This is a genomic window from Variovorax sp. AC103 (genome assembly GCF_979254005.1).
Genome location: NZ_CEEDFC010000014.1, coordinates 1 through 21,192, shown reverse-complemented (window position 1 = coordinate 21,192; position 21,192 = coordinate 1). Strand labels below are relative to the sequence as shown.

The 21,192-nt window shown below is 67.4% G+C and carries 22 protein-coding genes; 9 read left to right on the top strand and 13 right to left on the bottom strand.

Annotated elements, in window-relative coordinates:
* Positions 1-6 precede the first annotated feature (6 nt).
* The 6 genes from trpD to trpE are packed head-to-tail and all read right to left on the bottom strand — an operon-like array spanning position 7 to position 5,268.
* Positions 7-1,029 carry an anthranilate phosphoribosyltransferase gene (trpD, locus tag AC0IYU_RS20330; protein WP_472120483.1) on the bottom strand — a complete coding sequence of 341 codons (1,023 nt, stop codon included), beginning with the start codon at positions 1,027-1,029 and terminating at the stop codon, positions 7-9.
* A 22-nt stretch (positions 1,030-1,051) separates the two neighbouring features.
* Positions 1,052-1,714, bottom strand: a complete 663-nt coding sequence (locus AC0IYU_RS20325; RefSeq protein ID WP_472120482.1) for a LysE family translocator — start codon at positions 1,712-1,714, stop codon at positions 1,052-1,054.
* A 16-nt stretch (positions 1,715-1,730) separates the two neighbouring features.
* Positions 1,731-2,789, bottom strand: coding sequence for a low-specificity L-threonine aldolase (gene ltaE / locus AC0IYU_RS20320; RefSeq protein WP_472120480.1), 1,059 nt, complete (start codon positions 2,787-2,789; stop codon positions 1,731-1,733).
* Positions 2,790-2,795: 6 nt separating this feature from the next.
* The gene (locus AC0IYU_RS20315) at positions 2,796-3,380 is read right to left on the bottom strand and encodes an aminodeoxychorismate/anthranilate synthase component II (protein WP_472120478.1); all 585 of its coding nucleotides are present in this window, start codon (positions 3,378-3,380) and stop codon (positions 2,796-2,798) included.
* Positions 3,377-3,769, bottom strand: coding sequence for a GxxExxY protein (locus AC0IYU_RS20310; RefSeq protein WP_354359134.1), 393 nt, complete (start codon positions 3,767-3,769; stop codon positions 3,377-3,379). Before AC0IYU_RS20310 ends, AC0IYU_RS20315 begins: the two co-directional genes overlap by 4 nt.
* The gene (trpE, locus tag AC0IYU_RS20305) at positions 3,766-5,268 is read right to left on the bottom strand and encodes an anthranilate synthase component I (protein ID WP_472120477.1); all 1,503 of its coding nucleotides are present in this window, start codon (positions 5,266-5,268) and stop codon (positions 3,766-3,768) included. The genes AC0IYU_RS20310 and trpE overlap by 4 nt, the downstream gene beginning before the upstream one ends.
* Positions 5,269-5,611: 343 nt before the next feature.
* On the opposite strand from trpE, the gene AC0IYU_RS20300 reads away from it, so the two are divergent.
* Entirely contained in the window at positions 5,612-6,214 is a 603-nt protein-coding gene (locus AC0IYU_RS20300) for a chalcone isomerase family protein (protein WP_472120475.1), read from the top strand.
* Positions 6,215-6,232: 18 nt separating this feature from the next.
* Here the strand turns inward: AC0IYU_RS20300 and AC0IYU_RS20295 are convergent, their stop codons facing one another.
* From AC0IYU_RS20295 to AC0IYU_RS20270, 6 genes are all read right to left on the bottom strand, one after another.
* Positions 6,233-6,916, bottom strand: coding sequence for a phosphoglycolate phosphatase (locus AC0IYU_RS20295; RefSeq protein WP_472120724.1), 684 nt, complete (start codon positions 6,914-6,916; stop codon positions 6,233-6,235).
* A gap of 143 nt (positions 6,917-7,059) precedes the next feature.
* Complete coding sequence (locus AC0IYU_RS20290) at positions 7,060-7,953, bottom strand: 2OG-Fe(II) oxygenase (protein ID WP_472120474.1); 894 nt, start codon at positions 7,951-7,953, stop codon at positions 7,060-7,062.
* Positions 7,954-7,986: 33 nt separating this feature from the next.
* Positions 7,987-8,658: a hypothetical protein gene (locus tag AC0IYU_RS20285; RefSeq protein WP_472120473.1), complete on the bottom strand. Its 672-nt coding sequence runs from the start codon at positions 8,656-8,658 to the stop codon at positions 7,987-7,989.
* Between the two features lie 55 nt (positions 8,659-8,713).
* Positions 8,714-9,382 carry a hypothetical protein gene (locus tag AC0IYU_RS20280; RefSeq protein ID WP_472120471.1) on the bottom strand — a complete coding sequence of 223 codons (669 nt, stop codon included), beginning with the start codon at positions 9,380-9,382 and terminating at the stop codon, positions 8,714-8,716.
* Positions 9,379-10,791, bottom strand: coding sequence for a cytochrome-c peroxidase (locus AC0IYU_RS20275; protein WP_472120469.1), 1,413 nt, complete (start codon positions 10,789-10,791; stop codon positions 9,379-9,381). The genes AC0IYU_RS20280 and AC0IYU_RS20275 overlap by 4 nt, the downstream gene beginning before the upstream one ends.
* Positions 10,792-10,907: 116 nt before the next feature.
* On the bottom strand, positions 10,908-13,352 hold the full coding sequence (locus AC0IYU_RS20270; RefSeq protein ID WP_472120723.1) for an alkaline phosphatase family protein: 2,445 nt from the start codon (positions 13,350-13,352) through the stop codon (positions 10,908-10,910).
* 805 nt (positions 13,353-14,157) lie between these two features.
* Between AC0IYU_RS20270 and AC0IYU_RS20265 the strand changes: the two genes are divergently transcribed.
* Together AC0IYU_RS20265 and AC0IYU_RS20260 are read left to right on the top strand one after the other, a co-directional pair.
* Positions 14,158-14,703, top strand: coding sequence for an Rrf2 family transcriptional regulator (locus tag AC0IYU_RS20265; protein WP_435488229.1), 546 nt, complete (start codon positions 14,158-14,160; stop codon positions 14,701-14,703).
* Positions 14,704-14,715: 12 nt separating this feature from the next.
* Positions 14,716-14,883, top strand: coding sequence for a hypothetical protein (locus AC0IYU_RS20260; protein ID WP_472120467.1), 168 nt, complete (start codon positions 14,716-14,718; stop codon positions 14,881-14,883).
* Positions 14,884-14,933: 50 nt separating this feature from the next.
* Here AC0IYU_RS20260 and AC0IYU_RS20255 read toward each other — a convergent pair whose 3' ends face one another.
* Entirely contained in the window at positions 14,934-16,325 is a 1,392-nt protein-coding gene (locus AC0IYU_RS20255; RefSeq protein ID WP_472120465.1) for an aminotransferase-like domain-containing protein, read from the bottom strand.
* A 374-nt stretch (positions 16,326-16,699) separates the two neighbouring features.
* On the opposite strand from AC0IYU_RS20255, the gene AC0IYU_RS20250 reads away from it, so the two are divergent.
* Genes AC0IYU_RS20250 through AC0IYU_RS20225 form a run of 6 tightly spaced genes read left to right on the top strand, consistent with a single transcriptional unit; the run spans position 16,700 to position 21,148 of the window.
* A complete protein-coding gene (locus AC0IYU_RS20250) occupies positions 16,700-17,182 on the top strand; it encodes an MSMEG_0572/Sll0783 family nitrogen starvation response protein (protein ID WP_108142592.1) in 483 nt (160 codons plus the stop codon).
* Between the two features lie 14 nt (positions 17,183-17,196).
* Positions 17,197-18,252: a Nit6803 family nitrilase gene (locus tag AC0IYU_RS20245; RefSeq protein ID WP_472120463.1), complete on the top strand. Its 1,056-nt coding sequence runs from the start codon at positions 17,197-17,199 to the stop codon at positions 18,250-18,252.
* The gene (locus AC0IYU_RS20240) at positions 18,215-19,291 is read left to right on the top strand and encodes an MSMEG_0568 family radical SAM protein (protein WP_472120721.1); all 1,077 of its coding nucleotides are present in this window, start codon (positions 18,215-18,217) and stop codon (positions 19,289-19,291) included. Before AC0IYU_RS20245 ends, AC0IYU_RS20240 begins: the two co-directional genes overlap by 38 nt.
* A gap of 2 nt (positions 19,292-19,293) precedes the next feature.
* Positions 19,294-19,854, top strand: a complete 561-nt coding sequence (locus AC0IYU_RS20235) for an MSMEG_0567/Sll0786 family nitrogen starvation N-acetyltransferase (protein ID WP_472120461.1) — start codon at positions 19,294-19,296, stop codon at positions 19,852-19,854.
* Positions 19,851-20,864: a sll0787 family AIR synthase-like protein gene (locus AC0IYU_RS20230; protein WP_472120460.1), complete on the top strand. Its 1,014-nt coding sequence runs from the start codon at positions 19,851-19,853 to the stop codon at positions 20,862-20,864. Before AC0IYU_RS20235 ends, AC0IYU_RS20230 begins: the two co-directional genes overlap by 4 nt.
* The gene (locus AC0IYU_RS20225) at positions 20,855-21,148 is read left to right on the top strand and encodes an MSMEG_0570 family nitrogen starvation response protein (RefSeq protein ID WP_472120459.1); all 294 of its coding nucleotides are present in this window, start codon (positions 20,855-20,857) and stop codon (positions 21,146-21,148) included. The genes AC0IYU_RS20230 and AC0IYU_RS20225 overlap by 10 nt, the downstream gene beginning before the upstream one ends.
* The last annotated feature ends 44 nt before the right edge of the window (positions 21,149-21,192 follow it).

Genomic DNA, 21,192 nt, shown 5'->3' with positions numbered 1-21,192 from the left:
GGGGACTCAGACGGTCGTGGAGGCCTGGACCAGCTCGGCCAGCTTGGCCTTTGCGGCGCCCGACGCAATGGCGCTGCGCGAGCGCTCCACACCTGCGGCGATGGAGTCGACCACGTTCGCCGCATACAGCGCAGCGCCGGCATTCAGCAAAACGATGTCGAGCGCGGGGCCCGGCTGATTGTCGAGCACCCCCAGCAGCATCGTCTTCGACTGCTCGGGCGTCTCCACGCGCAGCGCGCGGTTGCTCGACATCTGGAAGCCGAAGTCCTCGGGGTGCAGTTCGTATTCGCGGATCTCGCCGTCCTTCAACTCGCCCACCATCGTGGCGGCGCCGAGCGAGATCTCGTCCATGCCGTCGCGCCCGTACACCACCACCGCATGCTCGGCGCCGAGCCGCTGCAGCGCGCGCACCTGGATGCCCACGAGGTCGGGGTGGAACACGCCCATCAGGATGTTCGGCGCGCCGGCCGGATTGGTCAGCGGCCCGAGGATGTTGAAGATCGTCTTGATGCCGAGCTCCTTGCGCACCGGCGCCACGTTCTTCATGGCCGGATGGTGGTTCGGCGCGAACATGAAGCCGATGCCGCACTCCTCGATGGAGCGCGCGATCTGCTCGGGCTTCAGGTTGATGTTCACGCCCAGCGACTCGAGCACGTCGGCACTGCCCGACTTGCTCGACACGCTGCGCCCGCCGTGCTTGCTCACCTTGGCGCCCGCGGCGGCCGCGACGAACATCGAGCAGGTCGAGATGTTGAAGGTGTGCGAGCCGTCGCCGCCGGTGCCCACGATGTCCACGAGGTGCGTGGTGTCCTTCACGGGTACCTTGGTCGACACCTCGCGCATCACCTGCGCGGCGGCGGTGATCTCGCCGATGGTTTCCTTCTTCACGCGCAGGCCGGTGATCAGCGCGGCCATCATCACGGGCGAGCACTCGCCGCTCATTATGAGGCGCACGATGTGCAGCATCTCGTCGTGGAAGACTTCGCGGTGTTCGATGGTGCGCTGCAGCGCTTCCTGGGGGGTGATCATGACAAGTCTCCTCGAGAGTGAATCAGCGGCCGATGCGAACGGCGGGCGCGTCGGTGAACGCGAGCTTGAGGCCGAAGCCGATGAAAAGAACGCCGGCCGCACGGTCGAGCCAGTGCATGCCCTTGCGCACCGCGCCGCGTTTCGCCATCCAACCCGCGGCCAAGGCCCAGCCCACGTTCACGGGAATGGCGTTCAGGTTGAACAGCACGCCCAGCAGCACGAAGTACAGCGCCTTGTCGTCGGCGCCCGGCGCGATGAACTGCGGCACGAAAGCAAGGAAGAACAGCGCCACCTTCGGGTTGAGCACGTTGGTCCAGAAGCCGCCCATGAAAATGGCCTTGAGACTGCGCTGCGCACCCGCCGCGACAGCCGCCTGGTCGATGTCGGCCGCCGGCGCCGGGCGCGACAGCACCATGCGCACGCCCAGGTACAGCAGGTACGCCGCGCCGACGTACTTGAGCACGGTGAAGGCCGCAGCCGATGTCGCCATCAGCGTGCCGACGCCCACTGCGGCCGCGAAGATGTGGACGAAGCAGCCCGCCGTGATGCCCAGCCCCGCCACGATGCCGGCGCGCACGCCGGAACGCAGCGAGTTCGCCACGACGTACAGCACGTCGGGCCCGGGCGTGAGGTTCAGCAGCCAGCCGGCGGCGATGAAGGCGAGCAGATGGGGCAAATCAGGCATCGCGTCCTCGCAGGGCTCAGGCGTTGAAGAAGGCGCGGATCGCGGCGACGGCCCGGTCGACGCCGGCGGCATCGACATCGAGGTGCGTCACGAAGCGCAGGCGGTACAGCCCCGTCGCCAGGATGCCCTGGCTGTTGAGGCTCGCGATCAGCTCCGAGGAGCGCGCCTGCGCGGCACCCGTGAGATCGGCGAACACGATATTCGTGTGCGGCGCCTCCACCGTCAGGCCTTCGATGCCTTCGAGCCCCTGCGCGAGCCGTTGCGCCAGCGCATGGTCGTCGGCCAGGCGATCAACATGGTGGTCGAGCGCATGCGACGCCGCCGCGGCCAGCAGCCCCGCCTGCCGCATGCCGCCGCCCGCCATCTTGCGAATGCGGTGCGCCCGCGCGATGAACTCGCGCGAACCGACCAGCGCCGAGCCGATGGGCGCGCCCAGCCCTTTGCTGAAGCACACCGACACACTGTCGAAGCACTGCGCGATGCGGCGCGCTTCCGCACGGATGTCGCTGCGGTTGTTCAGTGCAGCCTGCGCCGTGGCCGCATTGAAAAGACGAGCCCCGTCCAGATGCCGCTGCAGTCCCTTGCGCTTGGCCAGGTCGGTCGCGGCCTGCACGTATTCGAAGGGCAGCAGCTTGCCGCCCAGCGTGTTCTCCAGCGCCAGCAGCCGCGTGCGCGCGAAGTGCGCGTCGTCGGGCTTGATGGCTGCTTCGATCTGCGCGAGCGGCAGCGTGCCGTCGCTCGCATGGTCGAGCGGCTGCGGCTGCACGCTGCCGAACACCGCCGCGCCGCCGCCTTCCCAGCGGTAGCAGTGCGCCTGCTGGCCGACGATGTACTCGTCGCCGCGGCCGCAATGCGACAGGATCGCGCACAGGTTGCTCTGCGTGCCGGTCGGCACGAACAGCGCCGCCTCGAAGCCCAGCAAGGCCGCGATCTTTTCCTGCAGCGCGTTCATGCTCGGATCGGTGCCGAAGACGTCATCGCCCAGCGGCGCCGCCATCATGGCCTCGCGCATCGCGGGCGTGGGTTGCGTGACGGTGTCGCTGCGCAGGTCGACGAGGGAGGTGCGATCGGTCATGGTGGCTCAGTCCAGGAAGTTCTTGAGCATGGCGTGGCCGTGCTCGGTAAGGATCGATTCGGGATGGAACTGCACGCCTTCGATGCGCACCTCGTGCGCGAATCCAGTGTGCCGCACCCCCATGATCTCGCCGTCATAGGTCCAGGCGGTGACGGCCAGGTCCTTGGGACAGCTTTCGCGCTCGATGGCCAGCGAGTGATACCGGTTGACGACGAACTTCTCCGGCAGCCCCGCGAACACGCCTTCGCGCGTGGTCGTGATCTCGCTGGTCTTGCCGTGCATCAGCTGCTGCGCGCGCACGATCCTGCCGCCGAAGGCTGCGCCAATGGCCTGGTGGCCCAGGCACACACCCAGAATCGGCAGCTGGCCCGCGAAGGCTTCGATGGCCGCCACCGACACGCCCGCCTCCGCCGGCGAGCAGGGCCCCGGCGACACCACGAGCCGCGTGACGCCCGAGGCGATCAGCTCGCCGATCTGCGCCACCGTGATCTCGTCGTTGCGATGCACCTGCACATCCGCACCCAGCTCGCCGAAGTACTGGACGATGTTGTAGGTGAAGCTGTCGTAGTTGTCGATCATCAGCAGTTTCATGGCTTGCTCACAATCCGGTGCACGCCCTTCACGACAGGGAACACGTTGAAGTTGATCAGCAGCCCCAGCTTCAGGCCCGACAGGCGCAACGCCGCGAGCACCTGCGCGCGGTGCAGGTCGGTCAGCACGTCGACCGCCTTGAGCTCCACGATGACCGACTGCTCGATGACGAAGCCCGCGCGGTACACATCGCCGAGCGAGCGGCCCTTGTAGCTGGCCGACAGCGCCACGTCGCGCGTGAAGCCGATCTCGCGCTCGGCCAGCTCGATGGCCAGCGCCGCGGCATAGGCGCCTTCGTCGAGCCCCGTGCCGAGCACGCGCTGCACCTCGACGGCGGCGCCGATGATCTCGTGCGAAAAGTCGTTTTGAATATCAGGTGCAGTGCTCATTCCAGGCCTTCCTCGACCAGTTCGGCGGCGCGCAACAGTGCGCGTGCCTTGGCCTCTGTTTCTTTCCATTCCAGCTCGGGCACCGAGTCGGCCACCACGCCGGCCGCGGCCTGCACGTGCAGCATCTGGTCCTTCACGATGCCGGTGCGGATGGCAATGGCCACGTCCATGTCGCCGGCATAGCTGATGTAGCCGCAGGCGCCGCCGTAGAGGCCGCGCTTGGTGGGCTCCAGCTGGTCGATGAGCTCCATCGCATGCACCTTGGGCGCGCCGGTCAGCGTGCCCGCCGGGAACGTGGCCTTCAGCACGTCGATGGCGGTCATGCCGTCCTTCAGCGTGCCTTCCACGTTGCTCACGATGTGCATCACGTGGCTGTAGCGCTCCACCGCGAAGGCCTCGGTCACCTTCACGGTGCCGGTCTTGGCGATGCGCCCGATGTCGTTGCGCGCCAGGTCGATCAGCATGACGTGCTCGGCGCGCTCCTTCGGGTCGTTGATGAGTTCTTCTTCCGCGGCCTTGTCGAGCTCGAGCGAAGCGCCGCGCGGGCGCGTGCCGGCCAGCGGCCGGATGGTGATCTTCTGCTCGCCGTCGCTCGTGTTCTCCTGGCGCACCAGGATCTCGGGCGAGGCGCCCACCACGTGGAAGTCGCCCAGGTGGTAGTAGTACATGTACGGCGAGGGGTTGAGCGAACGCAGCGCGCGGTACAGCGACAGCGGCGACTCGGTGTAGCGCTTGCTGATGCGCTGCCCCACCTGCACCTGCATGAAGTCGCCGGCGGCGATCATTTCCTTGGCGCGCTCCACGGCCGCGATGTAGTCGGCCTTGGCGAAGCTGCGTTCGGGTGGATGCGCCTGCGTGGGCTTGACGACGGGTGCGCTCACCGAGTACTTGAGCTTGTCCTTCAACTCGCGCAGACGGCGCTTGCCCGTGGCATAGGCTTCGGACTGCTTCGGGTCGGCGTAGACGATGAGGTACAGCTTGCCCGACAGGTTGTCGATGACCGCCAGTTCCTCGCACTGCAACAGCAGGATGTCGGGGCAGCCCAGCGTGTCGGGCGGGCAGCTCTTCTCGAGCTTGCGCTCGATGTGGCGCACCGTGTCGTAGCCGAAGTAGCCCGCCAGGCCGCCGCAGAAACGCGGAAGGCCGGGCCGCAGCGCGACCTTGAAGCGCTTCTGGTACTCGGCCACGAAGTCGAGCGGGTTGCCCCGCGCGGTCTCGACGACCTGCCCGTCGGTCACCACCTCTGTCACGGCCTCCTCGCCGAAGCCCGAGGCACGCAGCAGCGTCTTCGCGGGCAGGCCGATGAAGCTGTAGCGCCCGAAGCGCTCGCCGCCCACCACCGATTCGAGCAGGAAGCTGTGCTTGCCGCCGCCCTGCGAGTGGGCCAGCTTGAGGTAGAGGGACAGGGGGGTTTCGAGGTCGGCAAAGGCCTCGGCCATCAGCGGAATACGGTTGTATCCCTGGGCGCTGAGGCTCTTGAATTCAAGTTCGGTGATCACGGATTCGTTCTCCAGTTGCCAGACGGCGCGCCTTCGGCCGGTGGCAAGGTCATTCACTGGTGGTCCGGCGTCTGTGGCGAGCCGGAACCGCGGGCGCACGGCGTGCGCCGTGCAATCAAACAGTCAGCGAAGTATGGCTACGCCAGGGCCAGGCTCCCCGGCTGCCTTCACCTGTTTGAATGATGTGATGAACGAACATGGAGCGCGGAGTTTAGCCCACGAAAACGAAAAAGGCGCGCAACAAGGCTGCCATTGGCGGTCTTCAGGGTTCCCCCGAAGGCTGCCACGTAAAACAAAAAGATACATTCGCACGACCGTTCGCAAAACTCCAAGGAGACTCCCCGTGCCCGCTCATTCGCTTCCGACCGTGTGTGCCCGCCTCATCGTGGCGGCTTGCCTTGCAACCGCCTCCGGCGCGTTCGCCGCGCAGGTCGACGTGGCCGGCGTCAAGCTCGAAGACCGCATGGACCTGCGCGGCACCGCGCTGCAGCTGAACGGCGCGGGCGTGCGCTACAAGGCCATCTTCAAGGTCTACACGGCCGGCCTGTACGTGGGCCAGAAGGTGTCCACGCCCCAGGAAGCGCTGGCGGCGCCCGGCCCCAAGCGCGTGGCGATCACCATGCTGCGCGACATCGACGCCAACGAACTGGGCAAGCTCTTAACCAAGGGCGTGGAAGAGAACTCGCCCAAGAGCGAAATGGTCAACCTCATTCCGGGCCTGCTGCGCATGGGACAGATGTTCGCCGACCAGAAACAGCTCAAGACCGGCGACACCTTCACCATCGACTGGCTGCCCGGCACCGGCACGCTCATCACCGTGCGCGGCGTGCCGCAGGCCGACCCCGTGAAGGAGCCGGCCTTCTTCAATGCGCTGCTGCGCATCTGGCTCGGCCCGAACCCGGCCGACTGGAAGCTGAAGGACGCGCTGCTCGGCATCAAGCCCTGACCGGCAACGCCGGCGACTTCAGAGGTCGGCCAGCGAATCCACGAAGCCGTCCGCATCCACGCTGCGCACCGGCTCGCCATGGTTGTAGCCGTAGGTCACGAGCACCACCGGGCAACCCGCGTCCCGGGCTGCGCGCGCATCGTTGCTCGAGTCGCCGACCATCAGCGTGCGCGCGGGTGCGGTGCCCAGCGCCTCGCAGGTCTTCAAGAGCGGCAGCGGATCGGGCTTCTTGCGCTCGAAGGCATCGCCACCGAACACCAGCTCGAAGAATCCATCGAGCCCTTTCGCGGCCAGCAAGGGCTTGGCGAACGACGCCGGCTTGTTGGTGAGGCAAGCCAACCGCAGGCCTCGCGCGCGCAACGCCTTCAGGCCTTCGATCACACCGGGGTACACAGCCGAGTGCTGCCCGTTGATGCCGAGGTAGTGGTGCTGATAGCGCTCCCACGCGCGGTCGAACAGCGCCCTCGCCTTCGCATCGGCGCCTGCCGCACCGTCAGGCGTCATCACATGCACGAGCGCCGAATGAATCAGGTGCTCCGAACCCTTGCCCACCATCCGCTCGATGGCGGCAGCCGACACCGGCGGCAGTTCGAGGTCGCGCAGCATGCGGTTGAGCGCCTCGGCGAAATCGCCGAGCGTGTCGACCATGGTGCCGTCGAGGTCGACGATGGCGGCGTCGAAGCGGGAGTGGTCGAAGCGCATAGAGTTCAAAACAGAAAAATGGAGTTACGAAAACAATCCTGCACTTTACCGAGCATCGAAAAATGGCGTTCAAGACATTTCGAAGACCCGACCGAGAGGAGAAGGTGCCGGCCCGGATTCGGACTGTGCAACGGCACCGATTTTCAGCGGCGACCCACGCCCTCGGCGGCCACGAATCGGCGCTCGCGCATCCACTTCGTCATGACCCACTTCTCGCCCCGGGTCACGGTCGCGCTGGCGTGCAGCGACCTCGCATCGACGCGGCCGTTGTCGTCGCAGTACTCGAAGTAGCAGGCATTGCCGCGAATCGGCGAGACCGCGAGGCCCAGTTGCGGGAAGACGGTCTGGCCGCCGTCCGGCACTTCGTTCAGATAGGTCACCAGGGTGCTCACGCGCTGACCGCTTCGCGCGATGGATTCACGGTTGGCGGCGTTGGTCGGCGCCAGATAGTCGTGGTGAGGTTCGCTGCCTGCACCGGTGGGGTAGTACAGCACCTGCAACCCCTCGCCGTTTTCCAACGGAAGGTTCATCAGCATCGAGAGGCGTCGATCGAGGCGAGCGACCAGGTCGTTTTCCTCGAGGCGAAAAAACATGCCCCAGCTTGCGCGCTTGTCGCTCACCACATCGCGGCCGCTCATCGGATCGACCAGGGTGGAAGGCTTCAGGCGCGGCCGCGCCATGTCGATGATGGACCTGCATTCGTCGGCGTCCACGACGTTGCCAAGCGCGGCAAAGACCGGGTCTTCGCCGCGCGAGTGCACGACGATGTCACGGTCGCCCGCCAGGATCCGCGTGCCCGGCGCGAGCCGCGCCGCGGGCCTGGAAGAGGCCTCGTCGGGCAGTTCGATGGCGTCCGCCGGCATGGCCCCGCCGCGTTGCCGCGCCTCGACGAAGGCCGCGACGATGGCCTGCGCGGGCCGCTCGTTCATGCCCTGCACGCGCATCGTGGCCACCAGCGACTGTGGCGCCTGGCCGGCGTCGAGGTTGCGCGTGACCCAGCGGCCGAGGTCTGGCGAGAAGCGGACGACGCTGCTCATCGGTGCACCCTTGGCGCGGCACTCATGAGCGCGTCACACCGGACCCGCGTGAGCGACCCAGCCCTTGTCGCCGAGCGCGAATCCCTGGCGCAGCTGCAACTTGCCGCCCGCGCCGTTCATGATGCGCGTGATCATCGGGAACACGCGCTGCGCGTCGGCGTTCTGCATCCACGGCGCCGGGTCGACCTGGTAGGTGTAGCTCACCACCGCCAGCTTGTGTTGTGCGTCGGAAGCATCGAGCTTGACGTCGACGATCTTCTCGCGCCTGAGATGGGCCACGCAGAAGTCGTGGGCGTGTTCGGTGCCGCGGGCCGCTTGCACGCGCGGCTTGTAGAACTTGCGGCCGGCCTCGGTGAGTTCGAATCGCTTGACTGCGCCGTCCGGGTTCTCGGCGCTCTTCGGCGCGGGGACGATGGTGCTGTGCACCAGCCCCAGCTGTTCCATCACCGGAAACTGAACGGCATGGCGCGCACCTGAACCGGCCTCTGCTTCGGTCAGGTCGATCGGCCAGTCGAACATGGCAAGGCAGAGGTCGCCGCTCTGGGCCAGGTAGTCGTCCAGCGGGGCCGCGAGATTGTCGGCCGTGGGTGCCTTGGCATCGTTGCCGGTGCCGCATGCGGCCAGCGCGCAGACCATGGCGATGCCGGTCAGGGCCTTGATCGAAGTCCGGGTGCGTCGGCTCGGGCGGGTAAAGCGGAAATTCATGCGGTCTCTTGTTGATTGATGGATGACGGTGGCGGGCGGCGTGACGATCGCGGCCTCAGTGCGCATCGAGCTCGTCCGCAACCCAGCCGTGCCGCGTCAGGTGGACGCCAAGGCGCACCTGCATCGTTCCTTCGCGCTGGATGGCGCGCGCCAGCAACGGGAAGGCTTGCAGCACCTCGGGCGTTCCAGCCCAGGGCTCGGGTGCGATGCGGTACGTGAAGAGCAGCGAGGTCGCGGTACGGCCGTCGCGTGTTTGCGGCGGATCCCAGCCGATCAGGCGATCCAGGCTCAGCGTGGCCGCGCAGAAGTCGGCCGGGTGCGTGAGCGTCTGCGTCGTCGTACGTATCACCACGGGCACCTGCAGGTAGTACTTGCGCCCTGCATCGGTCAGCGCGTATTCACGGGCTGGCACGGTCGCCGTGGTGTCCTTGGTGGTGGTGGCGACGACATCCTTGCCGGTCACCAGGCCCAGCTTCTCAAGCACGGGCATCTGCTGCGCATCGGCTTCGTGCGATCCGGCCGCGACCGTGATCGGCCATTCGTATTTGGCCAGGCACACGTGCCCGCGCTGGGCGAGGTAGTCGTTCGTCGTCGCGGTGAAGTTCTCCCGGTTCGCAAAGCGCGCCTGCTCGTTGTCGCAACCGGCGAGCGAGGCCAGCAGCATCAACAGCAACGCGGCGCCACCGACGCGGCGCGCAAGGGCTGGGGCTCTGTTCGCCTTCACTTCACGCACCTGCCGGTGGTCGGTGGTGCGGAGGGAGGCTGGTAGCCGTCGCTCAGCACGCCCAGGAAGCAGACCAGGTCGGCGATCTGCTGCGGGGTCATGACCGGTGGGGAGCCGGGCTGGCGCGGCTTCGTGCCGCTGGCGAGCGTCTTGTCGCCGCCCTCGCCCGTCCCCATCGGCAATTCCTCGTCGATGCTGCCTTGCTGCACTTGCGGCAGGTCGTTGAACTTGTCGACCGTTGCGCCCGGCACGGAGGTGGGCTGCAGCGCCCAGCCCGGGTTGGCCTGCTGCTTGCCAGTGCCGTCGGCACGCGCCGGATACCAGTACTCCGGGTTGGTGTCCCGCGTGTTGTAGAAGTTGACGACCTGGTCCAGCGAATGGAGCACGCCGTTGTGGAAGAAGGCGCCGCGCGTCGCCACGTTGCGCAGCACCGGCACCTTGAACATGCCGCAGTACGGGTGGGGCGTGTCCGGCGTGGCGGGCATGTGGTCGGTGCGGTAGGGGCCGCAGAGGCCCATGTCGAAGTATCTGGGGTCGTCGTTGGCCGGAATCGGATCCGGGTTGTTCGGGATCGACCTGTCGTTGCGCGGCGCACCCAGGGCCTGGTAGGTGAAGTCGGTCATCAGGCCGGAGTTGCCGTTGAAGTTGGCGCCCGTGTAGTGGCAGCCCGAGCAGTTGGTGACGCCGGTGCTGTGAAACAGAACCTCGCCGCGACGCTCGGCTGGCGTCAGCACGCCACCGATCTTGTTGAAGACATAGAGGTCGTATTTGCTGCTGTACGGGTGAAAGCTTAGGTCTTCGGTCTCCAGCGCCTGGATCGCGGTGCCCAGGGCGTCGAAGGCGGCATCGGTGTTGTCGAACACATCGGCGCCGAACGCCTGCTTGAACAGGCCGGCATAGGTGCTGCCCTGAACCACCTTCACGACCGCTTCCTTGGAGGTGTTGTTCATCTCGAGCGGGTTGAGCAGCGGCATCCCGGCCTGTGCCGCCAGCGTCGTCGCGCGGCCATCCCACATGAAGCCGCCACCCGGAGAGCTGGAGGTCACGCCGTCGGGGTTCGGTGCGTCCTCGCTGAAGGCCGGCGTCGATTCCCTGTAGCGCAACGAAGGCACGGCGCGCGCGCCGGTCTTCGTGACATCGGAGCCCAGCTGCACCGAGATGCTGTTCGGCGGACCGTAGGCGTATTGCGGGTCGTGGCAGCTCGCGCACGACATGTTCTTGGCGCTCGACAGGTTCTTGTCGAAGAAGGCCAGCTGCCCGACCTGGGCCTGGGTGCTCAGGACCTGCTTGCGCGGGCCGGAGGTGCTTGCCGCCGCCGTGGCGTTCCTGCCATCGCAAGCCGTCAAAGCCAACAGCGCTACCGAGAGCGCCATGACGAGCGAGACCATCTTGTCCGTGACCAGATTCATCAAAAGGAAAATCGCTTCATGCTGCGCCGCGGTGGCCCGCAGGCGAGACGCCTCGCGTCCGGCCCCCGAACCCTCCGCGGCTTTTCTGTCGTCTGTCTGTCTGGCCGCTCTTCGCTTTACTTCGTTGCCCAGACGCTGCTCTGGCTCGCGTCGGCACCGACCTGCGGCGTGATCTGGCCTTCCAGCTTGCCCGTGTCCGGGTCCTGCACGCCGACGATGTCGTTCGCGTACAGCTTCTGCTTGTAGTTGGCCGGGATCACGTAGGCATGGTTGATCGGCCGCACCGAGTCGAAGTGCGTGTCCGCGCTGTTCTGGTATTCCGGCAGCGCAAGGATGTTGGCCGTGATGAACGCTTCCGAGTACTTGGCGCGGTTCAGGTACGTCGCATCGACAGCCGGGTCGGCAAGCTGGAACATGTCCTGCAGCGTGCGCACGAACGAGAAGTGGCTGTAAGCGTCGCTGTCAGCAACCTTCTTCTTCGCCGTGCCCACGTCCTGCTGGTTGGTGAGGATGCCGAAGATCGAATTGCCGTGGCCGAAATTGCCCCCGGCGTAGTTGGCCGGCGGCGTGGTGGCGGTCGCCTTGCCGCTTGCGTCCACGGTCACCGGTGCGGCGCCGGAATTCGGGCCGCCCGCGTTCCAGCCGCAGCACGAGCCGTTGCTGCCGCCTTCGCCTTCGTCGAACATCACGACGATCGCAACGCGCTTGTTCGGGTTCTTCCACAGCGCCGAGTTCTGGATCGCCTTGACCGTCATGCCCAGGTAGATGTCGGCGCGCTTGATGTTGGGGCCCTGGCCGTCGTTGCCGCCCTGGCAGCTCGTGTCGCTGCCGACGCCGTGCATGTCGTCGCACTGGTCCGGAACGATGAAGTTGATGTTGCCCACATCGCCCGCGGCCAGGTCCTTGGTGAACTGGTCATAGACCCAGCCGCTCGGGACCTGGTAGGCCGTGGTCTTGAGCCAGTCCGCTTCCTGGTACTGCGTGCCGAAGATGGTGCGGTTGGTGGCCGCGAACTCGGGCAGCTTGCGTGCTTCCTGGAAGGCGATCGACGGGCCGTGCTTGACCTTGTACAGCCCGTTCACCACCGCGAAGTTGGGCGTGCCGACGAGGGCGGGAATGGCGGAGCCGTCCAGGTTGGTGACGCCCTTCAGGCGGCTCGTGTCGTACGTGGCGACCACGCTGGTGTCGGCAATGCTGTCGGCGCGCACGTCCTGGCCGGGGTTCATCGACTCGCTGTAGGTGCGGATCGTGCGGCCCGTCCTGGACATCAGCGTGAACAGGTTGTCTCCGGGGACGTTGTGCACGGTGCCGCCGGTCGGGGTGTCGCCGCAGCTCGTGCTGGCCGCGCTGTAGCCGGCGCGGTGGGCGCTGGTCGCCGGCGGGAGCTTGGCCTGCGCGGGCAAGGGCTGGCCGTCGGAGGCCGTTGCACCGGCGAACGCAACGTCGGTGACCGCATACGGGCCGACAGCACCGCAACCGAACCAGTTGTCGTCGTGAATGCCGAAGTCGTCGCCGCCGCCCAGCGCGGTGTAGTTCGGCTCGGACGGGTTGCCGGTCGAATAGTACGTGCTCAGTTGGTTGTAGTTGTTCAGGATGTGATTGACGTTCACAGCCCGCGGGTTGCCGACGATTGCATCGGTCGACTTGTTTTCTTCGACGATGACGAAGATGTTGTCGTACGCCGGCACGCCTTCCACGTTGAAGGCCGCCTGCTGCGCCTGGGCGAAGGTGATGGGCGCCTGCTTTTGCAGCGGCCCCGTGGGGGTGGCCTTGGTGCCGTCCGCGTTGGTGAGCGTCGCGCTCGACAGGCCGGCCAGGCGGGGGTCGCCGCCCAGGACGGCCAGGTTGTCGGGGAACAGGTCCTTGCGGTCGAGCTTGGCCGTCGCATAGGTGTAGCGGTTGGTCAGCTCGTTGTCTTGGTACAGCGCGGCGTACTGGGTGGCGCCGCTCAGGGTGTTCACATCGGCGAGCGGGTCGCTGAACTTGGCGTCGCCCAGATTGAAGGCCGGGCCATTCATGCGTGCGACGAGGTTGGCCTTTTCGGTCGCATAGCTGCTGCCGTTGGCTTCCACCAGGCGTTGCGCTTCGCTCGACAGCGGGCTGATGACGATCTTGCCCGCGCCCTGGTCGGCGATCTGGTCGGTCGAGGCGCGCAGGATGAGGTGGCTGGCCACGGCGGCGCCGGTGGCGGTGTTGGTCGCGCTGGTGCCGATGTCGGCGACCAGCGGTCCGGTGCTGGTGGTCGTCAGCGTGAACTTGCCGCTGGCATCGGTGGTGGTCGAGGTTTCGCCGCTGTCGAGCACGCCGTTGCCGTTGGTGTCGACGAAGACCGTGGCCTTCTGGTAGTAGCCGGCCTTCAGGGTCGGGTTGCCCGTGGTGCTTCCCGGCGCGTAGCCGCTGGCGGCGACCACGCCGCTGAGTGTCGTGCCGGTCGTGCTGGCGGGCGGCGTGCTGATCGGGAAGAAGCCGCTGTTTCCGTCACTCCCTCCCCCACAAGCGGCGAGCACGCAAGCCGCAACTGTCGTCAATGACGTCAGCAAAACTCTTCTTTCGAAAATCATCATATAGGTTGGGAAGTTGGTTATGGATGGTTTTGACCGGCCTGCATGGGACTGCGGGCATCGTGCGTTTTGAATGCAAAACGCCACATCGAGGAGAAATGTAGGAATTGCGAATGACGTCTTTGTGTCAAAAAACGGCGCCGCCGCCCGCTAATTCATTGCTAATTCCTTGCTAATAAATGAAGGCGCCGTCGCCCCATCCAATTCCCGCTCCGCATTTGACTGACCACTGACTGACTTCAAAATTAGATGGGAATTAGCATGCCCACTGGAGGCGAATTCCGAGCAAATTCGGCTTGCTTCTGCCGGCAGGCGCGGCGGCCGATCGGCCACTCCTGGGGCTGCCGATGGCTGTGCTCCGCCTGAGCTCTATTCCGCGCGGGTATTTCTGGCGAATGAATGCGCAGTGAACTTGAACATGCCGCCTCGGGCACGATCAATACCGATATGCACATTGAGGCCCCCCCCGCGCGGCGCCCACACGACCGACCGTCGTGGAACAACAGCCCGCAGGCGCGTCTTCAACTCCATTGCTTGATGCTTGCGGCAACCCCCGTGCAATCAACGTAATTCCCGAACCGTGCTGCGACATCCCGGGTGGGGGTAGATGCCAAAAGAGTTCAAACGGGATTTGAGAGTTGCCGCCGAAGTTGATGCGCGCACTGGTCGTCGCACCCCGGCCAGGCCCGTGCCGGAAACTTTTACCGGCGTTCAGACACCTACAGGGCGTACCTGTCTCGCGCGAACGCGCCGGACACCCCTTCACCGCCTTGCCCATGCAAGGCCGATCCACGAGGAATACTCCATGCGTCTGACGACCAAGGGCGGCTTCGCCCTGACAGCCATGATCGATGTCGCGCTGCGCGAGAGGGACGGCCCCGTGCCATTGGCATCGATCAGCCAGCGCCAGCACATCGCCCGCTCCTCGCTCGAACTGCTGTTCAGCAAGCTTCGCCAGCATGCCCTCATCAAGGCGACACGCGGGCCCGGCGGCGGCTACACGCTGACGCGCAGGGCTTCGGAGATCACCGTGGCCGACATCCTCGCGTCGGTCGATGGCCAGGTTCCAGCGGACGCCGACACGCCCCCGCGCGACAGCAAACAGGACGCGGCCGAAGTCGGCTGCTATTCCACCGAGGCCCTCTGGGCCTCCGCCAAGCACCACGTGATGGAGTTCCTCGGCTCCGTCACGCTGCAGAGCCTGGTCGACGACCAGCTCGCCAAGGGTCTGCGCGTCGACGACGAACCGACGCGCAAGAAAGCGTCGCCTGTGCGCACCGAGCCCAGCCTGCGGCATGTGAACGCGCCGAACTCGGTGTTCGCGTGGAACGGCGTGTTCGCCAAGCGCTGACGAAAAAACGCCATGAACGAAATCTCTCTCTGCATCTTCGGCTTCTCCGCGCTCCTGCTCTACCTGGCATGGCGCGAACGGGCCGGCGCGAACGGCCGCGACGCCAGGCTGCTGGCGGGTGCCGCCGGCTTCTCGGGCATTGCCGGCGCTGTCGCCGCCGTCGCGGCCGTGGCCGAGTGACGGGCTGACGCACAGGCGCATGCTGCCCCGCGCTGCCGCGCCGCGCAGGCTCAGCGCAGCGTCGCGTGCGGATGAAGCGGGTGTGCCAGCGTGTCCGCAATCAGGCGCAGCGCCTGGTCGCACTGCTCGCGCGACATCGGCCCGCCCAGGCAGATGCGCACCGCATCGGGCGGGTCGCCGTCGGTGGAAAAGGCTGCGCTCGCCACCACGCCCACGTTCTGCGTGCGCAGGTACGACGCGAACTCCACCGGGCTCCAGCCGGGCGTGAGCGGCAGCCAGGCGTGGAAGCCCTCGGGGTGCGCCTGCAACCCGGCGTCGCCCAGGTAGCGCATGGCCAGCACCTGCCGCGCCACCGACTCGGCGCGCACCGCCTGCAGCATCTCTTCGGTGCTGCCGTCTTCCACCCACAGCGTGGTCAATGCATTGGTGATCGGCGAGGCCATCACGGTGGTCGCGCGCATGGCGCCGGCCAGCCGCTGCGACTGCACCACCGTCGGCGAGCACACATATGCGCTGCGCAGCCCGGCGCCGAAGCACTTGGAAAACCCGCTCACGTAGTAGGTGAGCCCCGGCGCCAGCGTGGCCAATGACGCGGGCGTCTGGCGCGGCAGCATGCCGTAGGCGTCGTCCTCGATGATCGGCACCGCGTAGCGCAGCGCCACGTCGGCCAGCGCCTCGCGCCGCGCGCGCGACACGGTGGCCGCGGTCGGGTTCAGCAGCGTGGGGTTGCAGTACAGCGCCTTGGGCTTGAGTGTCTTGCAGGCGTGCTCGAAGGCGTCGGCGATGGGTCCGTCGTCGTCCATCTGCAGCGCGTGCAGCTGCACACCCAGCTGCGCCGCGATGGCCTTGACGCCCGGGTAGGTGAGCGACTCCACGCAGATCAGCTCGCCCGGGCGCGCCAGCTGCGAGAACAGCGCGGTCAGCACCGCATGGATGCCGGGGCACACCAGGATGCGGTCCACGCTCGCATGGGGCACGAAGGGTCGCAGCCACTGCATCGCCACCTCGCGGTCGTGCGCGGTGCCGCCGAAGTCCTGGTAGCGCAGCAGGTCGTGCAGATCGAGCTGCGCGAAGGCCTTGCTGGCGCTGTCGTGCAGCCGCGCCATCAGGTGCGCGTCGTCGGGCTCGGGCGGCATGTTCATCGTCATCTCGGCGCCGCTGCCGCCGCGCAGCCGCAGGCTGGGGCTGCCCGAGCGGATGAAGGTGCCGGTGCCCGCGCGCGAGTCGATCAACCCGCGCTTGCGCGCCTCGGCGTAGCCGCGCGCCACCGTCGTGTAGTTCAGTTCCAGCTCGCTTGCGAGTTCGCGCAGCGTGGGCAGGCGGTCGCGCACGCCCAGGCGGCCAGTCTTGATGTCGTCGGCGATCAGGTCGGCCAGCAGCAGGTAGGCCGGCTTCGCGGTGGTGCGCAGCTGCCTGCGCCAGTGGGCGGTGATGGTGGGCATCGGGGAGGGTCCGGCAAGTTGATTGCATTCATTGATTGCATCTGGCCGCCCATCAACACGCAGGAATCGCGCCGGGATTCACGGCCGCCAGAGGGCGAAGACGCCGGAAGAATGCTTCGATGCGGTGCGATCAACCCCATTGATCGGGTGCATTGATCGCACGGGACATGCGTCGTCCCGGTGCGAAACGGGCTGCCTCTTCCCACCCAGGCCGGGCAATTTCGGGCGCCGCAAAAAATTTTGTCGCCACCCGGCCCGCACCGCCGCTCATTGATCGCGACTTGATCGCACGTCGGCCTTTGGGCGCTGGCACATCGCCTGCGATGAGAAAGGCACGCAAGACCTGCGTACCCCTCACCCAACCGGAGTACCCCATGCCCAAAGTCACCCGCCCCCGCAACGAAAAAGGCGAGTTCCTTGTCGACTACGAAGAGAAGGTGTTCGAAGACGTCAAGGCAGAGCCCGGCGAGAAGGCGCTCGTCACCTTCCACACCGTGGCCTTCGAAGGCTCCATCGGTTTCGTCAACCTGCTGCAGGCCACGCGCCTGAAGCGCAAGGGCTACGACACCTCGGTGCTGCTGTACGGCCCCGGCGTGACGCTGGGCGTGCAGCGCGGCTTCCCCACGCTGGGCGACGAGGCCTTTCCGGGCCACCAGAACTTCAACAAGCAGATCGTCAAGTTCATGGAAGAAGGCGGCAAGGTGTATGCCTGCCGCTTCGCGCTGCAGGCTTTGTACGGCCACGGCGAAGGCGCGCTGATCGAGGGCATCAAGCCCATCAACCCGCTCGACGTTCTGGACATCGTGCTGCTGCACAAGAAGGCCGGCGCGGTGATCCTCGACACCTGGACCTTGTAAGGCAGGACAAGGAGATGGCTTCCACCCCCCGCACCGTGCGCGCCGCCGCGATCCAGATCGCGCCCGACTTCGAGCGCCCCGACGGCACGCTCGAGCGGGTGTGCAGCGCCATCGACGAGGCCGCGGCCAGGGGCGCGCAGATCGCGGTGTTCCCCGAGACCTTCGTGCCCTACTACCCGTACTTCAGCTTCGTGCTGCCGCCGGTGCTGCAGGGTGCGCCGCACCTGCAGCTGGTGGAGCGCGCGGTGGTGGTTCCCGGGCCGGTCACGCAGGCCGTGGCCGAGCGGGCCCGCGCGCGCAACATGGTGGTGGTGCTCGGCGTGAACGAGCGCGACCACGGCAGCCTCTACAACACGCAGCTGGTGTTCGACGCCGACGGCACGCTCGCGCTCAAGCGCCGCAAGATCACGCCGACGTACCACGAGCGCATGGTCTGGGGCATGGGCGACGGCGCGGGCCTGAAGGTGGTGGACACCGCCGTCGGCCGTGTCGGCGCGCTCGCCTGCTGGGAGCACTACAACCCGCTCGCGCGCTACGCGCTGATGGCGCAGCACGAAGAGATTCATTGCGCGCAGTTCCCCGGCTCGCTGGTCGGGCCGATCTTCGCGGAGCAAATGGAAGTGACCATCCGCCACCATGCGCTCGAGTCCGGCTGCTTCGTCATCAACGCCACCGGCTGGCTCACCGACGAGCAGATCCGCAGCGTCACGCCCGACGCCAACCTGCACAAGGCGCTGCGCGGCGGCTGCCACACGGCCATCGTCTCGCCCGAGGGCAAGCACCTCGCGCCGCCGCTCACCGAGGGCGAAGGCATGGTGGTGGCCGACCTCGACATGGCGCTGATCGCCAAGCGCAAGCGAATGATGGATTCGGTCGGCCACTACGCGCGGCCCGAACTGCTGTCGCTCGCCATCAACGACCGGCCGGCGCAGACCACCGTGCCGATGCACGCCACGCAACCCTCAGTTCAACGGAGCCCAGACCATGACCACCACGATCGCAACGACGACACCCCAGGACAGCCGGCAGCTGATGACCGAGCTCCAGTCCTTCGGGTTGCGGCTGGTTGACCCGTCGGCCGGCGTTGCAAGCCGCCGCGGCGGCGCGGGCCCTTCGGACCACAAGGCCGTGACGGTCGACGGCCACACGATCATGGTGCCAGTGCACACCTCCACCGCCTGGCACTCGCCCTTCACCGCCGAGGCGCCCGACGAAGAAGGCATGAGCCGCGTGATGCGCGGCAGCATCCCCATTGCCAGCATCAGCTTTCCGAAGCAGCCGCGCTTCTACGCCATGCAGACCTTCGACGGCGTGCCCTACTCGCACATCGCCACGCTGCACGGCAGCGACGTGCTGGCCACCACGGTGCTGCAGACATGCATCCGCTACGAGAGCCGCAAGAAGAGCTGCAAGTTCTGCGCGATCGGCCAGTCGCTCGCGGCGGGCCGCACCATCGCGCGCAAGACGCCCGAGCAGCTGGCCGAGGTGGCGCGCGCCGCCGTGCTGCTCGACGGCGTGAAGCACATGGTCATGACCACCGGCACGCCCAACGCCACCGACCGCGGCGCGGCCATCCTCTGCGAGAGCGCTTTCGCCATCAAGGCGGCGGTCGACATTCCGATCCAGGGCCAGTGCGAGCCGCCCGACGACGACCAGTGGTTCCACCGCATGAAGGCCGCTGGCATCGACACGCTGGGCATGCACCTCGAAGTGGTGACGCCCGAGGTGCGCGAACGCCTCATGCCGGGCAAGGCCAGCGTGCCGGTGTCGCGCTACATGAGCGCCTTCGAGGCGGCAGTGGGCGTGTTCGGGCGCGGACAGGTCAGCACCTACATCCTGGCCGGGCTGGGCGACACGCGCGAGGCCATCCTCGACACCTGCGACCAGCTGCTGGCGCGCGGCGTGTACCCGTTCGTGGTGCCGTTCGTGCCGATCAGCGGCACGCCGCTCGAAGACCACCCCGCGCCCACGCCCGAGTTCATGAAGTCGCTGCTCGCGCCGCTGGGCCAGCGCGTGGTGGCGGCGGGCCTGCGCTCGGGCGACATCAAGGCCGGCTGCGGCAAGTGCGGCGCGTGCTCGTCGCTGTCGATCTACGAAAGCGAAAGCTGACCATGCTGTGCATCGACGACCTCTTCGAAATGGCGGACCACTACGCGCCCGTCGAGTACCTGGTGCGCGAAGCCGCCCAGCAGTGGGAGCGCGACGAGGCCATGGCGCTGCGCCGCGCGGTGTTCTGCATCGAGCAGGGCATCTTCGCGCGCGACGACCGCGACGCCACCGACGACCATGCGCGGCTGCTGGTGGCCATGTCGTGCAACGGCGGCATGCCCGAGCAGGTGGTGGGCACGGTGCGCATCCACCGCGGCGAGGCAGCGGGCGAATGGTGGGGTTCGCGGCTGGCCGTGCACCCCGCGTTCCGCAGCCAGGGGCACCTGGGCGCCACGCTGATCCGGCTGGCCGTGTCCCGCGCCCACGCCCTGGGCTGCGAGACCTTCCTTGCGCAGGTGCAGCTGCAGAACGTGCCGCTGTTCAGGAAGCTCGGCTGGCAACTGCTGGCAGAGACCCAGGTGCATGGCCGTGCGCATGCGCGCATGCAGGCCGACCTCGGCTGGTACCCGCCCTGCCACGACCCCGTGAGCGGCTTCGTCACGCGCGCGAAGGTGGCGGCATGACCGAGCCCGCGAACGTCCACGCCATCGCCGAAGCCCTGCGCGCCACGCGCGGCTTCGCCCACAAGCGTGACATCAGCGACGTGGTGGCCGCGCTCGGCCGCTCGCTGCCCGGCGGCCATGCCGCGCTCGCCCAGGCCGTGCCCATCGGCGACGACTGCGCGGCCATTCCCGACGGCCACGGCGGCTACCTGCTGTTCGCCATCGAGGGCCTGGTCGAAGACTTCATCGTGCGCATGCCCTGGTTCGCCGGCTACTGCGGCGTGATGGTCAACGTGAGCGACATCTACGCGATGGGCGGGCGGCCGACGGCGGTGGTCGACGCGCTGTGGAGCACCGGAATGAACCCTGCGGACGACGTGCTGCGCGGGCTGGCCGAGGCTGCCGTGCGCTACGGCGTGCCCGTGGTGGGCGGGCACAGCAACAACCGCAGCGAGCGACCGCAGCTGGCCGTCGCCATCCTCGGCCACGCACGCAAGCTGCTCACCAGCTTCGACGCGAAGCCCGGCCACCTGCTGGTGATGGCGGCCGACCTGCGCGGCGCGTACGAGGAGCCATTTCCCTACTGGAACGCCTCCACTCGCGCGCCGGCCGCGCGGCTGCGCGCCGACCTGGAGCTGCTGCCCCTGCTGGCCGAAGACGGGCTGTGCGGCGCGGCCAAGGACATCAGCATGGCCGGCGCCGTGGGCACGGCCCTGATGCTGCTCGAATGCTCCGGCGTGGGCGCGCGCATCGACCTCGACGCGCTGCCCCGGCCCGACGGCGTGCCGCTGATGCGCTGGCTCTCGTCGTTCCCGAGCTACGGCTTCGTGCTGAGCGTGGCGCCCGCGCAGGTGGCCACGGTGCTGGCGCGCTTTGCTGCGCGCGACATCGCCTGCGGCGTGATCGGCGAGGTCGACGCCACCCGGCAGGTGCGGCTGCGCCAGGCCGGCGACGAAGCGCTGCTGTGGGACTTCGGCCGCGACGCCTTCATCCAGCCGCCCGCCATGACCGAGACCCTGCCATGCCCGTGATGCACTTCCACGTGCGCTGGCCCGACGCCAGCGAAACCCGCTGCTATTCGCCTTCGCTGGTGGTGCAGGAGTACCTGACACCCGGCCAGCGCTACGCCCTGGGCGACTTTCTGGCGCGCACGCGCGAGGCGCTGGGCATCGCCTCGGAGCGGGTGCGCGCCAGGTACGGCTTTGCCTGTTCGCAGGCGATGGACCAGCTCGCCGAAATCGAGCACATCGCCGCGCGCTTCGGCCCGTCCGCCGACGGGGCCGACGCCGAAGTCACCGTCGTCGCCTTCGACTGACGTCCCTCCCCTTCCAGAGAAAGAAGCACCCCATGTCCCATCCC